Annotated in this window: 8 protein-coding genes and 2 tRNA genes; 7 read left to right on the top strand and 3 right to left on the bottom strand. The window is 41.4% G+C overall.

Annotated features, from left to right (window positions below; translation table 11 throughout):
- The first annotated feature begins 1364 nt into the window (after positions 1-1364).
- Positions 1365-1436, top strand: a tRNA-Gly gene (locus tag MSKOL_RS15705).
- 96 nt (positions 1437-1532) lie between these two features.
- Positions 1533-1617, top strand: a tRNA-Leu gene (locus tag MSKOL_RS15700).
- Between the two features lie 296 nt (positions 1618-1913).
- Here MSKOL_RS15700 and MSKOL_RS15695 read toward each other — a convergent pair.
- The 3 genes from MSKOL_RS15695 to MSKOL_RS15685 all read right to left on the bottom strand — a co-directional run bounded on the left by MSKOL_RS15695 (position 1914) and on the right by MSKOL_RS15685 (position 5153).
- Positions 1914-3461 (bottom strand): MBL fold metallo-hydrolase, encoded by a 1548-nt coding sequence (locus tag MSKOL_RS15695; protein WP_048157601.1) that lies wholly within the window; start codon positions 3459-3461, stop codon positions 1914-1916.
- 102 nt (positions 3462-3563) lie between these two features.
- The gene (locus MSKOL_RS15690) at positions 3564-4088 is read right to left on the bottom strand and encodes a DUF123 domain-containing protein (protein ID WP_197078779.1); all 525 of its coding nucleotides are present in this window, start codon (positions 4086-4088) and stop codon (positions 3564-3566) included.
- A 96-nt stretch (positions 4089-4184) separates the two neighbouring features.
- A complete protein-coding gene (locus tag MSKOL_RS15685) occupies positions 4185-5153 on the bottom strand; it encodes an ADP-ribosylglycohydrolase family protein (RefSeq protein ID WP_048157600.1) in 969 nt (322 codons plus the stop codon).
- Positions 5154-5774: 621 nt separating this feature from the next.
- On the opposite strand from MSKOL_RS15685, the gene MSKOL_RS21200 reads away from it, so the two are divergent.
- From MSKOL_RS21200 to MSKOL_RS15665, 5 genes are all read left to right on the top strand, one after another.
- On the top strand, positions 5775-5924 hold the full coding sequence (locus MSKOL_RS21200; protein ID WP_231592278.1) for a hypothetical protein: 150 nt from the start codon (positions 5775-5777) through the stop codon (positions 5922-5924).
- A gap of 27 nt (positions 5925-5951) precedes the next feature.
- Entirely contained in the window at positions 5952-8240 is a 2289-nt protein-coding gene (locus tag MSKOL_RS15680) for a hypothetical protein (protein WP_048157598.1), read from the top strand.
- Positions 8241-8257: 17 nt separating this feature from the next.
- Positions 8258-11413 carry a YncE family protein gene (locus tag MSKOL_RS21195; RefSeq protein WP_052725550.1) on the top strand — a complete coding sequence of 1052 codons (3156 nt, stop codon included), beginning with the start codon at positions 8258-8260 and terminating at the stop codon, positions 11411-11413.
- A 185-nt stretch (positions 11414-11598) separates the two neighbouring features.
- Positions 11599-13038 (top strand): hypothetical protein, encoded by a 1440-nt coding sequence (locus tag MSKOL_RS15670; RefSeq protein ID WP_048157596.1) that lies wholly within the window; start codon positions 11599-11601, stop codon positions 13036-13038.
- Between the two features lie 23 nt (positions 13039-13061).
- The gene (locus tag MSKOL_RS15665; RefSeq protein ID WP_048157594.1) at positions 13062-15239 is read left to right on the top strand and encodes a hypothetical protein; all 2178 of its coding nucleotides are present in this window, start codon (positions 13062-13064) and stop codon (positions 15237-15239) included.
- Positions 15240-15243: the final 4 nt, after the last annotated feature.

Genomic DNA, 15243 nt, shown 5'->3' with positions numbered 1-15243 from the left:
TTTTGTGTTCGTTTAAACTCCGTATAACACGATCATTACATTAACTTTTTGTTAAGCTCTGGATATTTTGTCAGTTATACAAAAGAATATGCAAGTTATAGGAAATTGCTTGACCGAAAATTCGGGATAAATAACTTAGGAACGAAGAACTCAAAAGTGAGAAACTTAAAATTAAAGGACTTAAACGTGAGTATATCAGTATTAGGGGACTTATAAGTGGGGAAATTGGAATTAAAGAACTCATATGTAAGGAACTCATGAATAAAAAACTTAGACGCGAATAACTCAGGAGTAAAGAATTCAGGAATAAAAAACCCCAAGGAAACAAACCCCAGAATAGAACAATTTTTATGTCAAGTCTGGAACCAGATCGTTAGAAAGTGAAAGTCTCTTTTGAAATTTATATTAAGGTTAGTAAACGAGATACATATCCTACATCATAGAGATACACCGATAGAAAACAAAAACAAGAGACTCAGAGGATGAGAGAGCAAGAGTAAGAGAGCAAGAGTTGAGAACAAGAGTAAGAGAACAAGAGTGAGGGAGCAAGAGTAAGAGTAAGGGGGCAAGAGTAAGAGTAAGGGAGTAAGAGTAAGGGAGCAAGAAAATAAGAAATTAAGATGGCAATAGGCCAGGAAGATTAGATATTTGCTTATTACAGCACAAATAAATAACATTTGTTACCCCCTCATCAGGGAGAAATTATTGTTACATTTAAAGTGTTATATCGCTTTGGATGTTAAATAATAATATTTTGAGAGATTGGTACAGAAAAAAAGGTATTTTTATTAAAAAATTAATAAAAATATAGAGAAATCAATGAAAAAATCTGGTTTTAACAGTGTAATAAAATATACTTATTGAGAGTATATTTTCTACAATATACTCTTAAATATATGTGTTCGAAAAATATTTTCGTCTCAATATCCAAGGTTGACAATAAGATAAAACTATCTATATAATATTAAGAGATATAGCGGAACGCCAGCATACGTGGAAAATTTTCACATCGAGCGGATCCCAAAAATCAAAATCATTTCTTAGAACCCCGAATTCCAAACAATCAATAGATCTTTGAATCATGAAAATAGTTATGAAAACTTTATGGATTTGGGGATAAAATTGGTGTTGAAATGAGCTTACTCATTAATGATAGATTGTACATAATATCCAGTTTTAACCCCCCTGGACAGTCTCAAACGAATATTTGTACTTAACTCATCCAGTTACTATATCACAAAAAATACACGCGTAGAAAAATGTTTTTTAGAGTTTCTCAACGCAGACACCCCTAATCTCTCAAGACGGGACTCTGGTAGCGAAAAGAATATATATGACAAATACCTCTAGATGTGTTGCAGTTTGCGTTGATGGTCTAGCGGCTATGACTTGGGCCTTCCAAGCCCAAAACCCGGGTTCGAATCCCGGTCGGCGCATTAAATAATTCTCGAATTAGAAAATCTGAACTGCTCTTTTTCCTATTTTGTATAAATTTAAACATATTAAATGAAATACTAACATCAGACATCAGTGCGAGGGTTGCCCAGCTAGGTCAAAGGCGATGGGCTTAGGACCCATTTTCGTAGGAATTCGTGCGTTCGAATCGCACCCCTCGCATCTCTTTTACCCAATATTTTTCGAAACTCTTCAGGCCGGATTTTTGTAGTGCCTTTTAGATACAGCAATATCACTCTTAAAAGATATTTTCAGCCGCGGGAAATACATTGATATTGGGCGTAGAAGAGATCGAATTTACTCTTTATAGATTATAAAGACTGGTTTCTAAAGTTAGAAAAATCCTAATGGACCCTGAAAAGAAAACAACGGAAATGTGGATCTGTGGCCTATGGATCTTGGTTCTTTTGATTTTGAGATTTGATTTTGAGATTTTTTGCCCCTTTTTGTTTAAATTTTCACAAATTTTCTTTAGAGATGCATTTCTGCCCTGCCATATATCTCTCAGAACCTGTGTATTCGACAAGTTTTCCATTGTCCAGTACGGATACTGAACCGTGACCGCAGCAGATAAGGCATTTTTTGTTTTTCCCGGCGAGCTGTTCATCAATCTCGGAAATGAGGGAAAGAAGGGCATGTCGTTCTTCCCGTGCAAGCTTGCTGTCAACATTCACCGATGTCATAAGATAATCAGCCAGAACATTATATGCAGTTCTATCAGGGCTCAGGCTTCTGAAATTAATCACCGCATCTTCAGGAAAGAGCAGCCCTTCTTCGGGGCAGAGGTAGAAGACTTCTCCATGCATATGCCCGCCCATCCCTTCAAGAGCTTCGAAATCCATGTCGCCGATCCGGAACCGAGCGATAACAGGAAATGCGCCTCGCTTTTCGGTTGTTTTGTCTGAGAAGGAGACTTCGGGAAAGAGAACCGTATTTGAAGGGGGAGTAAATCTGGAAAAAAGGTTAATTATCTTTGTATAAACCTCTTCCAGAATACAGTCCTGGTTACTTGACCCATAGGCTCTGCTGGTTTCCCGTGTGATCAGAAAAGTTTCGTGATTGAGGTAGGAAGGTACGGGAAAACAACCGGCTGCCCCACAATGGTCGGCATCGGCATGAGTAATGTAAATCCTTTTAAGCCGGCTCAGATCTCCAAGCTCGTAGTGCTGGAGCATATTCACGAGATCCGGGTAATAAATTCCATACCCTGTGTCAATCATAACCCTTTCGGAAGGGGTATCAAAAAGATAGATGTTTCCCCCACAGGGAGGTTGAAAACAGAAAAGTTCGATATCGTCCTTTATTCTGACCCTCTGTACATCGGCATAAAAATTGTCTCCTGAAGTCCGGTTAAGGTACTCCCCAACTTTCAGGATGTTCTCAAAAATCTCAATTGGATCTTTCTGAAGGTTTGAGAGTTCCTGAGTAATATGATTAATGTCCTGCAAGAACCTCATCAAAAAAGCATCTTCAGCACTCCCGATAAACGACCTGAGCTTCTGTGCCAGCCTGAGATAAAATACCGTATCATCAAGTTTTTCCCCGGTTGTATCATATTCTAAAATATCTAGCCTGTATCTGGACTTAAGCTGATTCAGGAGGGCATCTATCATATTAGGGTCCTCAATGTGAAGACCTACGACAAGCCTTTCAGGATGCTGTCCCCTGTCATCAAAATCAAGAAAAGTAATGTTTGATTTCGATGAAGTGATATAGTTCAGGAGGTCAAATAAAGCGCCAGGACAGTTCGGGAGATAGACATGGAACTTCACAAAAGCTACAAGGTGAAGGGAAGTCTGGAGATAGCCTATTTTTTCCAGTTCTTCACGAATTTTTTCATAAGCCTGAGGAAGAGCAGTCACTTCAAAGAAAACAGTATGTGTATCTATCCTGCGGTCGTACTGAATCCTGTTAATATTTCCCTCGTACCGCGTGATAATTTCGGCTGCCCTGTGCAGTGCTCCTGGTATATCAGGCATGCAGGCAATAAAAGAGAATTGTTCCATTGGACATCCCCTGATTAAAACAACTCTATTTTTTTGATAATATAAATAAATCCTGCTTTACCTTAAACTTTCCTACCAGTACAGAAAAAAGAAGATCCAGGGTTAAAGTTCCAGCACAAAAGCAGAAAGTCCAGAGGCTTCAAAAGCTTCAGTAATCTCTGATAGAGGATTTTTGCTTCGGTAAAAAAGATGAGAACTACACTTACAGTCTGTACACCCAAAGCCAGACACCGAATCACCTCCGATCCTGCTGGCAATTTCACATTCAAGCCGCTCAGAAGTAAAAGCATAAACCGCTGAAACTAGCCTGAAAGCAGGATTCAGATGAAGATAATCCACATGCCATTTGGGATTTCGGTCATGATTTCTGGAAAGTTTGATGTGCCTCTGTAATCTTTTAAGGCCACCTGGCCCCAGAGCAGACCCCACATAGATATGAAACCCTGGGCTGAAAGAGAACTCGCCCTTTTTACCGACCTCAATCTTGCAGGCCCGGTTTTCGAATATCAAACAGTAGACACCTTTTCCGGAAAAAAGATCTTTTTCAGGAGAATCTTTTTCAAAACAGTCATTTTTTTCAGAGTAAACATTTCTTCTTGGAGAACCATTTTTTTCGGAAAAATCCATTTCAAGACCTCAATTTAACTTCAAGACCTCAATTTAACTTCAAAACCTCAATTTAACTTCAAGACCTCAATTTAACTTCAAAACCTCAATTTAACTTCAAGACCTCAATTTACTTCCTGAAAGCTGAAAATATTTTTCAAGCAAAGGCCCGACCATTTCCTCCAGTATTTCTTTCTCCTTAAGCGCTTCAATCCAGGAAATAGGCACTGCGTCAACTCCCAGTCTGGCTCCAAGAATACCTCCTGCTACGCTAGCAACCGAATCCGAGTCTCCGGTAATATTCACTGCGGTCTTAATTGCTTTTTTATAATCATTCGGATAACGTAATATGCAAAAGTATGCCAGGGCAAAAGTTTCGTCTGCATACCATCCCTGCCCGAGTTTCTTCAAACCTTCTCCGTCTTCGATGTCACTATAAGCCGTGATATAGGAACTTTTCAGTGCCTGAGTGAATTCCGGAGAAATTCCCTGAGTTACCTCAAGAAGCGGTTCAAACATTTCCATGGGTTCTATCCTATCAAGGGCCAGTTTCACTGCATATGCTCCTGCAAGAGAAGCAGCTTCTGCAACTGGATGAGAGTGAGTAATCCGGCCTGAAGCCAGGGCAACTTTAACCAGTTTCTTTGGATCATTTCTGTAAATGAAACCGAGGATTCCGGCTCGCATCAGGCTTCCGCAGGTTTTTGAATTTAGTCCGGAATTGCTCCAGTGAATTCCGTCCCTAAGGTTCAGGGCTGCGCCTCTAGTAGTTGCTCCTGCACCAAGATCAGGCTCATCCAGCCAGAGTACAAGTTCCTCTGCAATCTTGTCCATAAGCTCGGGAAGTTCAAGTTCTGCTCCTCGAAGCAGAGCCCTAGCAAGTACAAGCATTAACTGGGTATCATCGGTCCAGGGAGAATTGGATGGGAGCTCAAGGATTCCTTCCTCCCCATACTTCTTTTGGATTTGCTCAAGGGTTAGATGTTCTACCGGACGTCCGAGGGCATCCGCGCAGGCGGTGCCGTAAAGGTATCCGCAAAGTTTTTTTTCGATATTTGAAGCATTATTAATATCTCTGGTTCTCATTTTTTCGATCCTATACCTCTCTCCTGATTACGGCTTTTATAATGTATGAGTGTATCCCAACAAAATTTAGAATGGGTCTCCAAATTTTCAAACTCTAAATGATCAACCAGTTAGAATATGAAATTAATCCTGACTCTTGTTAATGTGAAAATGAGACTTGTTTTGGGATGAACTCTTTTTATGATCACAAAATGCATGCTGCAATTGTAGTAGATTGCCCCACAATATGCTTGTTTTCTCATGAATTATTAAAATACACTATGAAATACTCATGAATAACCTGAACTTTGTGCTTTTGTTTAAGCAATTTATGTCTAAAACCTGAACGAATCACAAATAAAGTTGAATTTCTTTTTCTTTTTCATTTTCTTTTTCTTTTTCATTTTCATTTTCTTTTTCATTTTCATTTTCTTTTTATTTTTATGGAACAGTTTTTACTTTTATAATAATAATTAATGACTAAAATGTTAGAGATTATGGTAATAAGGGTTATAATCTCAGTAAAAGTAGTAGTTCCTGGAGCTAAAAAAAGACATCAGGAAGCTATAAATTCCAACCTTGATTAGCTCCCCTCCTTAATAAGGAAAATATTCAGAGCTCAAAAATTGCTTATTCGCGCAGATGACACAATATGAGGTAATTCCAGAAGACCCCCCTAGCTCTGATATTGAGCTTTTACGATTATACAGTTTCTACCCCGTAAGCATTGAAGAGCCGCTTATAATTTCAAAGGAAATTACTCAAAAAAATGTAAATGATCGATTAAAGTAAGTAATTTCTTTAAGAGGAGAGGAAACTATGCTTTCACTATATGAAGAGTACAAAGCCCCCGATATACCATATGTTGCAATCTATCGTGATGATGAAATTCCTCATAAATTTTATATGGTGCCTTCACAAGCCGCCATTGCTCGCGACGATAAAGGTGAACCTCTGTTCACTTTCATCCTTTACGCCCGCGACGTGGATAAACTGAAACCCGAAGAATTAGAAATTGAAAGAGGTTACTTAGCTGCAACTACGCAGGCTGCCGTGTCCAGGGATATAGAGGACAAAATAAGGGCTTATCTACGTCAGATGTTGCAAAACGAGAGGAATAATGGAAGTCACTTTCTCTTCAAAGATGGAGGACGCTTTCTCTTCAAACCAATTACAAACACAGAGCCTGAACTTAGTTATCCACCATTATGGCTCGATGGTAAAGCTGAGCTCCGCGTTGTAGGGTCAGACATGGTCAACTTTTCTACCGGCACGACACAGCCTTCACTCATGGGCACAAACGTGGCTTCTTTTGTTGCTGATCTCAACCAGACTGGCGCAGAACTTTTCTGCAAGGCAGTTAAGGAAGGCAAAACTCCTGTCACTGTCTGGTACACGCTTAGCTTAGCAGCTCGTATTCCCTCAGTCAGCATCCATATACATGGGGATAAGCATGAATTTTATGAAGAAGTAAGAAAATATGTTCATAAATCAAGGCTCGTCACTCAGGAAAGGCGTATACTTGGTGTAACTAGTCACTCTTATTTTGAAGAATGGGATGAATTGTCCAGCATCGAGAAATTTCGTAATACGTTTCATGGTATCCAGGTCGAGATAGCCGACTTAGATCTGCCTGTTTCAGGCGGAGAAAAAAACGAGATGAAAGAAAAATTAGAGTCTATGGCTATGGAAATTTTAAAGACCAATGTGCTGCCTACGTTCTTTGAGAAGGCCATTGAGGATGTAACTAATGAGAAAGAAGATCCAAATGCCAAGACCCCAGATGGATTCACAGACCGTATTGATATGTGGTTTAAAAAGTCGGAGATAGTAAGTATACCGGTAAACCCAAACGCGGAACTGTCTCAAATGCTTACTCTGGAGGAGATCAAGAAAAACACTGTCTATATCGACCTGAGTAACCCTTACTTTCAGGAACTTGATGTATCAGTTAATGCAAACGTCAATTTCAAAGATGATCCGGTTTACGCACTTGTGGTCTCCCTGGATTATGACCAGCAGGACGATTTGCGTAACGAGCGCGTACACCATCGCAAAGAGTTTTCGTTCAAAGAAGATACTCCAGGTAGATTCCGAACCATTATGGCTAAGAACTCTGACGGTACATCAAAAGAGACCTACAGGTACTGGAGCCAGATTGTCTATAAGGAAACCGGAGAGACCATCCGCGTCCCAGGTAAACCGGGGGAATGGCTGGAAACACAAGAGAAAGATTTGAAAATATCTTATGAGAGGCTGGGTTTCATAAAGGTAATCCTGGTTTTAGGTGTCATGCCTGACAATATCGAGGCTGCATACGTCAACATACGCTATCCAGGCTATGCCGGATACAGCGCCAAACAATCTTTTGAGTTAACCAGGGAGAAACCGACTGCAACCTACTTCACTTATACGGGCGGTATTGCCGAACCGGGCCCATATTTCTACCAGATAAGCTATCTGTTGACTGACGGTCAGCGTATGGATCTTAAAGAAGAGAGCAGCCAAGCAGAGATTATGACCATTTCCAATCCATTTGAAGACAGTTTTACGACTCGTTTCTTTGCTCGAGGCGATTTCAATAACGATGTCGAAAAGATCATTATTGATACCACTTATCGAGATGATGCCAACGATTTCTCTGCCAGTCATCATGCTGAACTCAAAGCCAATGGTGAGACCAGCTCCTGGGTTACTGGTACTCGCGACCCCAACCTGCTTGAGTTTGATTACAATGAAATTATCGTATATAAGAAAGGGTCGTCCAAGACAAATCAGAAAAAAGGCCAATTAGGACAGTCTTATGAAGTTGGCATTGGCAACTCGGATGGGATAGAGGTTACTATAATTTCTAGCCTGATAGACTGGGAGAAGTATAAACTGGTACTATTAAACTTAAAGTACGACGACGACTCCAATGATGTTCATGCAACAAAGGACTTAGTCTTCCGTAAAGAGAATCTCAATGACCAGATTTGGACAGTTCCAATACGTGACAAGGACAAGCGTGCCTTCAGCTACAATCTGAGATTTATCGCTGCCGATCCCTCAAACAACCGGGAAGAAAAGATCCCATCCTTCAATGATACATTACTGGTCATCCAGTGACGGGAAGGTGCGCTGAAATGCCTGAGACTAAGAATAGTATCACCATCAGTTCCCTACCCGTCAGGATAAGTTCCAAAAAGTTTAACGTGGCAGCAGGGATGGACATGTCCAGGATACAGAACCTGGTCCAGCTACATGGAGATGAGAATGCACCTCATTTCGTTAATGATCAGGAGCCTATTGCAGACGGAAGGACGTATAAATCCACCGATGAACAGTCTTACTATCGTCCCCAACTGCATGTTGCAACAGGAAATGATTCTGTATTCAAGGTCTGGTTCTTAAAGGAAAATGGACCCGAAGGCATGTATCGCCTGGAGTTCTGGCTGGAAGAAGACCAGACTGCTTATCCTTCCGATGCTAAGCCCTTTAATATTAGCGCTGAGAAAATAACTTTGCGATGGAAAGACGAGAATGGCCAGGAACATAAACGTGATTTTCCTCAACCACTCCTGGAAGGTACGAATAATAACATCAAAGGAGAAAAATCCAGCTTCTCCATCAGGGTGGAGTCTCAACTCCAGGCCGATGAGGTTCAGCCCCTTTTTCATGCTCTGAGCAGGTCAAATTTGAATACAGAGCTCCATGTGACATTATCCTATAGCTATTGGCTCGACAAAGAATCTTCGCCTATTACTAAACCTGACTCGGAAATTGTTTTGGGTCCAGTTTATAAGCCTAGCAAAAAACCTTATGCGGTTCCCAATTTAGGGGAAAAATATGTTCTAAAAACCTCTGGAAAACAGCTTGTTAGCCCTTTAAATGAGAAACGAAATGATGTAGTTTTATCTACAGATCTACCGAAACTAAGTAATCTGGTTTTATCTCCTACTCTTCGACCATTTAGAAATTTTAAAGACAAACCTTTAGAAATTATGAATAAAGCTGAAGAAAGAAAAAAACAAACAAACTATAAAACCGTCTCTCTGAATCGTGTTATTCCCTTCGTCGTCTTTGATGGAACTCTGGAATTCAATAAGACTATTTTCTCGGCCATCGTCGGTACATCCCTCCCGACAAGTTTCATGAGGACCGACTTTGGCATGATTTGCATAGCGCCTTTCCCAAATACCGTATACCGTCTACCTGACGAGTTTAGACTCTCTTATAACCAGGACTTGAAAACTCCACACATGATCCCTGTATTATATCCGTCCGAGGATGGAGACGGAGTTCGAGTTACTTTTGGAATCACCCCCTGGCATGACCCGAAAAAACTAGTTGAATTGCGTGATCACCTGTACCAGGAGAGTCATGGGGAACTCGCGTTTCCTGATATCGTTGTTGGGGGATACGAAAAGGCAGAGGTTAAGCTTACCAGTGCGTTTCCGGAGTTTATCAACACCTTAAGCCAGGAGAACATGGAAATCGATCTGGATGGTTTTCAGATTGTTCTGGATCTAACGATTGAGTTCTATAAAAACCTTGCTGAACTACTCACTGGGCCTGTTGGACTCACCGGGGAAGTTACTGTTACTTTGATGGAGTACCTGCCAGGGTATGAAGAACCTCAACTGGTGACAAAGCATATTCCAATGCGACTGAATTTCAACGACCTGGCCGGGTTGAGGGTAGAGCCGAAAGTACCAGAAAATTCCATATGTCCTGATCAGGTGCAACTCATTAACATGATGCCCATGGAAACGAGCATGACAAACTGCGTTCCACGCTTGTTGCAGATTGATAATAACTCTGCTGTTCCACTAAAAGTGTTCGAAGCCATTACCGTTTCTCCCTCGTTTCCAATAACTCTTCCACCACAAGACAAGGGATTAATAGATGTAAAGATTGAACCCGTGGATAAGGATAGCAACATTATCTGGAACGCAATTGCGATTGAACTAATAGGACAAGAACTTATCCAAACCCCTACAGAAGTACTCGACCGAATCCATCAAGTGGAAGATCCTTGCACTGTGAGCTGGATTATCACAGCAGAATGTCCTCCCTTTCTGGGAGATTCAGTGCCATCTACGTATCAAACTTTATACAAATTGGAAGTACAAATCCTCCGAGAGGGCCATGCTCCTCAACAGTTATTTTTGGGAAGGGGTAATGAAGCTAAAGTTCAGATCTCCATGAAACGCTCTCTGAAGGAATTACTGAACAATGTAGATAGTGATCGAACGTTCAAATATCGCGTTCGTAACATTTACTACGATCATCAGGGAGGTTGGGGTTCGGAAAAAATTTCCGAAGTACCAATTCTTATCATATCCCCTAACCCAATTGAAAACGACTTTCCTAAAACAGAAAATGAAGGCACTAAACCAGGTGAAAATAACAGTACTTGTGCATACATTACGAACGGAGGGAGCAATAATGTCTCTGTTATTGACATAACAACAAATAACGTTACAACTACGGTACCTGTAGGAAGCCTCCCTGAAGGAGTTGCAGTTTCCCCTGATGGAAGGTGGGTCTATGTAGCAAACCTGGGCAGTAACACTGTCTCAGTAATTGACACTACCAAAAACAATGTTACAGCAACTGTGAAAGTAGGAACAAAACCAAAAGGAGTTGCAATCACCCCTGATGGAACAAAGGTATACGTGACAAATTACGGCGACAGCACTACCTTTGTGATTAACACTTCAAGCAATACTGTTACAGCCAGGGTAGACGTAGGAAATAACCCTTTTGGAGTTGCAGTCGCGGGAACAAAGGTATATGTGACGAACGACAACGACAGCACTGTTTCTGTAATTGATACATCCACAGATACCATTACAGCCACAGTGAATATGGAAAATCAAAAACCTGGTGGAATTGCAGTCACTGAAACAAAGGCATATGTGACGAGCGGAAGCACCAACAATGTCTATGTAATCGATACAGCAACCAGCAAGGTTACAGACACGGTGCCTGTAGGGAATAACCCTAAAGGAGTTGCAGTTGTCCCGGATGGAACAAAAATCTATGTGGCGAACTTTGACAGCAATAATGTTTCTGTAATTAACACAAATACAAAAACTGTTGAAGCGACGGTAACGGTCGGTAAAAGCCCTTACGGAGTTGCAGTTACCCCGGATGGAAGAAAGGTATATGTGACGAATGATCACGAAAACACTGTTTCTATAATTGACACGGGAAACAATACTGTTACAACGACGATAAATGTAGGAAGTCTTCCTAAGACTTTAGGACAGTTCATAGGTACTCTCAGATTTTGAGTCAACACTTTCCGCTGCAAACCTTTCTGCTTCAATTTCAGGAGTAACAATCGCATTTTTGTGTTTAAGTTAAGCACTTAATCGACATCGATAGAGGACTCTATGCATAAAAGGTGGAATTCAGGGAGAATCTGATTGTTCAGACTAAATAGGAGATATAATGGGATAAAATCAGGAGATATAATATGATAGATTTAAAAGACGGCTTCAATTTAAGAGGCGTAGATGTTTATAGAAGCAAAGAGGACCCGTCGACCTTCTTTTATCTGCCTGGAAAACCGCTTCCAGAAACTGGCCCTGACGGAAGACCTGCTCTGCAGCTCATAGCATCGGATAAAGGTGCTATCCTCCAGTTAAGTTCTCAGTGGTCTGTCAAATCTTCCATACTTAATTCATTGAAGGACGATCTGTCTGGAAAGTTTCAGGAGTTGCAAAAAGAGCTGATAAGGCTTTCTCCGGCTCAAATTTCCGTGTCCGAAGCAACATTGTTTCTGGCAGACAAATCAGGCGAGTTTTATGAACTCCAATCAGCTCAAACATCGGGTTTTCCTCCGTTTACTGCTATGTTTAATGTCAAACTTAACTCCGGAGACAAGGTTAAGGTAATTTCTTCGCTTAACGGGAAGCAAAATGTCCTCTTAGTGAGTTATAAAGGATCTCTGCCAGTGGAGAGAGGGGTAAAAGTATTAATCTTCGGGGATGTAAGCCGGGAAATTTCTGTTCTGGACAAGAGCATATCCCTCGAAGAGGCTTTGGCTGTAGTCGAGTCTGCTATCTCAAAGGGCGGGCTGAGTGTCGAAAAATCTGAAGATGAAGGTGTATCACAGGATTTAAAGGATGACACTTACCGCAAAGCTAAGGAAAAGGCTGCTTCAGCAATTGTTTCGATAGTTTCAGGAAACTCGGGACATTCCGGGCAGGCTAAGCTTGAATCTACAGTATACAGGACTGAAACTGCGCAGTTGTCCCTTGAGAGTTCAGCCGACATTAGCTCCTGGTTCCGGAATGGAACTGGAGCAGATCATATTATAGAAACAGGAGTCACGATCACAGAGCCAGACAAAAGCTCAATCACAAAACCAGTTGGACAAAAAACTTCAGAGACAAAGTTCGTCAAACTGGGCTTTGATACCAATGAACTGCCTGTTGCATTCATCGATCTAAAACTTGGAGAGGCAGTTGCAAAACTGGCTGGACCGGAGTTCGCAGAGGTTTCACTGCCTGTAAAAGCTGTTAGCGAACTGCTGGCCATAACGAACTACACTGACGGAGGACCAGTATTTGAGACCAGGCTTTCCTTAACCGATTCCGGAGGCTGGACATTGAAGCCAGAGGACCTTGGGCTATCCAGGGTGACAGTTGATGGGTCAGGTCCGAAAGCATCTGGATCCAGAGATGTCAGGGTCAGAGTAGTGTATAGACCATCAAGGTCAGGAAAGGGGACTAAGGACGACCGTACAATCTATTTTAGGCGCGAAAGCTGGGCTGCAAGCTGGTTTTTAGTAACCCGTTCGGCAGCAGGTCTGGAAGGCTCCCTGGAATTTGATTGGAGAGAGACTGCTGCCGATGGTTCTGTGAAGTTTAACCCATCGAGAAGTACAGATAAAACAGAGATAAAGCTTTGAAAAAGTAAGAAGAGGTAAAAAATATGTTTAAGTTTGGTTCGGAAGAGGTTATAAACGATCTTTCGGTTTTTTCGGATGATGAGGAATGGGACACATTTTATATCCTTCCTAAGACGCCGAATTTCCGTCTAGACAGTGAAGGCAAGCCAGTATTCCAGTTTCTTAAGTACAGGACAGAGATAGACAGGTCAGGTGAATTTAAGGCTGGAGGGATTGCATTCTTCGATGTAGCACTCCAAATCACAGATGATAAACAGAAGGCAGTTAAGGAAGAACTGCAGAAAAGAGTGGATAACCTGGCTGATCAACGTAATGCTCCTCATCGGGAAGTCAAAATAGAGAAGATCAAACCCATCGAAGGAGGTGTCTCCGTGAATCTCACGGATATGAGTAACAACCTGGTCGAAAAGGCCTGGAACCCCGCTTCTCCGTCTCTATACGGAGACTTCATAACACCCATTACTGTAGAGTTCACAAAAGATGGCGCTGCTTTATTCTGGAACGCTTTGCAGGGAAAAGGAGGGTCTGTCCAGGTATCTTATAGTTTCGTGCTTCAAGTGGGTCTTCCTCCTATTACAGCATATTGCCACTGGGATGCTCAGAAATTTTACAGTTTCTATCAAACAATCACTGTTGATGAAAACTGGTGTGCAGATGATAATTATTATGAGTACATAAGAGAAAGATTTCATAATTCAGAGTTCTACACTACTGAATTTGATTTTCGTAATCTGAAGGATACTACACTACAGAATGAGATAAGGGAGTCAATCCAGAGAACCTTCGATGATGCCATAGCCAGGAACATCATAAAGGAAAATACTCCTGTCTCAGACGAGAACCGAAAGGTTCCGGATGATATGGAACATGTCACTCGCACCATGATAACCAATAAAACTTCGAGTGTTACCGTCAACTATACAGAGGGAATGACTATGGAATGGGACCCACATCCAGGCGGTACACTGCCAAATATCACTAACTTACCAGGTGTCGACCCGAAGGATTACTTCAAGGAAATAGATCTGGATGATCCTTTCTTCAAAACACTCACTGTCCCGATTTATGTGAACGCTGACTTTGATAACCTGCCTATATACAGTGTTGAAGTCCACATAGACTACAATGAAGGAGAAACCCACAAGATAGATGAGTTCATGTTCAAGAGCCCCAATGACGTGTCCACATTCAGGACATTTATTGAGAATAATAACTGGAAGTACAATTACTGGTACCAGGTAAACTACAAGTTTGAAAGCAAATCCTACATATCAGATATAAAACAGACAGATGAGAAGAACCTGGTCATTAATGTAGATGACATAGGCATACTTCATGTAAATATTCAACCGGGCCACCTTGACTTCAGCAAGATCCCTCAGGTTGAGGTCGCAATTCAGTATGAGGACAGAAGTGCAGGTGTAGACCTCATAGAAGAAGTCTTCATGCTGGACAAAGACAGCAAAAACCAAGAAATGCTCAAGGTCATATTCCAGCCCAGGAGAAACCAGTACCGTTACCGTGTCAAATACTATATGGCAGATGGTAAGGAGTATCTGAAAGATTGGACATCCGCCCAGTCAGAAGATCTTTTAATTGGTAGCCCATTCGTCGATAAAGTAATACACATAAGACCTGTAGGGGACATGGATAATGATATTGCCAATATCTATATCGATCTAAAATATGAAGATACTGGCAATGACTACAGAACTTCCCAGTCCTATGCCCTGAACAAAGCAAATCCGTTTGCAGACTGGGTGTTCCCTGTTGTAAGCGAGACCGGAGGCAAAGTCACCTACTCTGGTATGATACAATATAAGAATGGAGATCTGAAAGAAATACCTCCGACTGAAGTTAAGACAGACAGTATATATCCTGGAGATTATGCGGATATGCTGCAAGTGCAGGTGTTTCCAGACCTTATAGATTTTAGCATTGTAAAGCTTGCCAAGGTTTCGTTGAGTTATCAGGACCCAGAGAATGGTATAGTTGAGAGAAAGGACGTGATTATAAAACCTGACTCTGAAAACCCTGTTGATTGGTCCGTCAAACTCAAGGATAAAAATAAGAACGCTTATCAGTGGCAGGCTACCTTCTTCATGAAAGACGGTTCTACCAGGAAGACAGATCTTGTAACTACAAGTGATCTTACCGTCTTGCCTGAGGCTCCTGTAGTACTGGCTCCTCCAATAAACTAATGAA

The sequence above is a fragment of the Methanosarcina sp. Kolksee genome, assembly GCF_000969945.1.
Lineage (GTDB): Archaea > Halobacteriota > Methanosarcinia > Methanosarcinales > Methanosarcinaceae > Methanosarcina > Methanosarcina vacuolata.
Note: the sequence above shows the minus strand (reverse complement) of the source record. Positions and strands in the feature narration are given on the sequence as shown.

Excerpts from the sequence above, each read along its gene's own strand:
- MSKOL_RS15695 (WP_048157601.1), bottom strand. The coding sequence starts at position 3,461 with ATGGAACAATTCTCTTTTATTGCCTGCATGCCTGATATACCAGGAGCA.
- MSKOL_RS15690 (WP_197078779.1), bottom strand. The coding sequence starts at position 4,088 with ATGGATTTTTCCGAAAAAAATGGTTCTCCAAGAAGAAATGTTTACTCT.
- MSKOL_RS15685 (WP_048157600.1), bottom strand. The coding sequence starts at position 5,153 with ATGAGAACCAGAGATATTAATAATGCTTCAAATATCGAAAAAAAACTT.
- MSKOL_RS21200 (WP_231592278.1), top strand. The coding sequence starts at position 5,775 with ATGACACAATATGAGGTAATTCCAGAAGACCCCCCTAGCTCTGATATT.
- MSKOL_RS15680 (WP_048157598.1), top strand. The coding sequence starts at position 5,952 with ATGCTTTCACTATATGAAGAGTACAAAGCCCCCGATATACCATATGTT.
- MSKOL_RS21195 (WP_052725550.1), top strand. The coding sequence starts at position 8,258 with ATGCCTGAGACTAAGAATAGTATCACCATCAGTTCCCTACCCGTCAGG.
- MSKOL_RS15670 (WP_048157596.1), top strand. The coding sequence starts at position 11,599 with ATGATAGATTTAAAAGACGGCTTCAATTTAAGAGGCGTAGATGTTTAT.
- MSKOL_RS15665 (WP_048157594.1), top strand. The coding sequence starts at position 13,062 with ATGTTTAAGTTTGGTTCGGAAGAGGTTATAAACGATCTTTCGGTTTTT.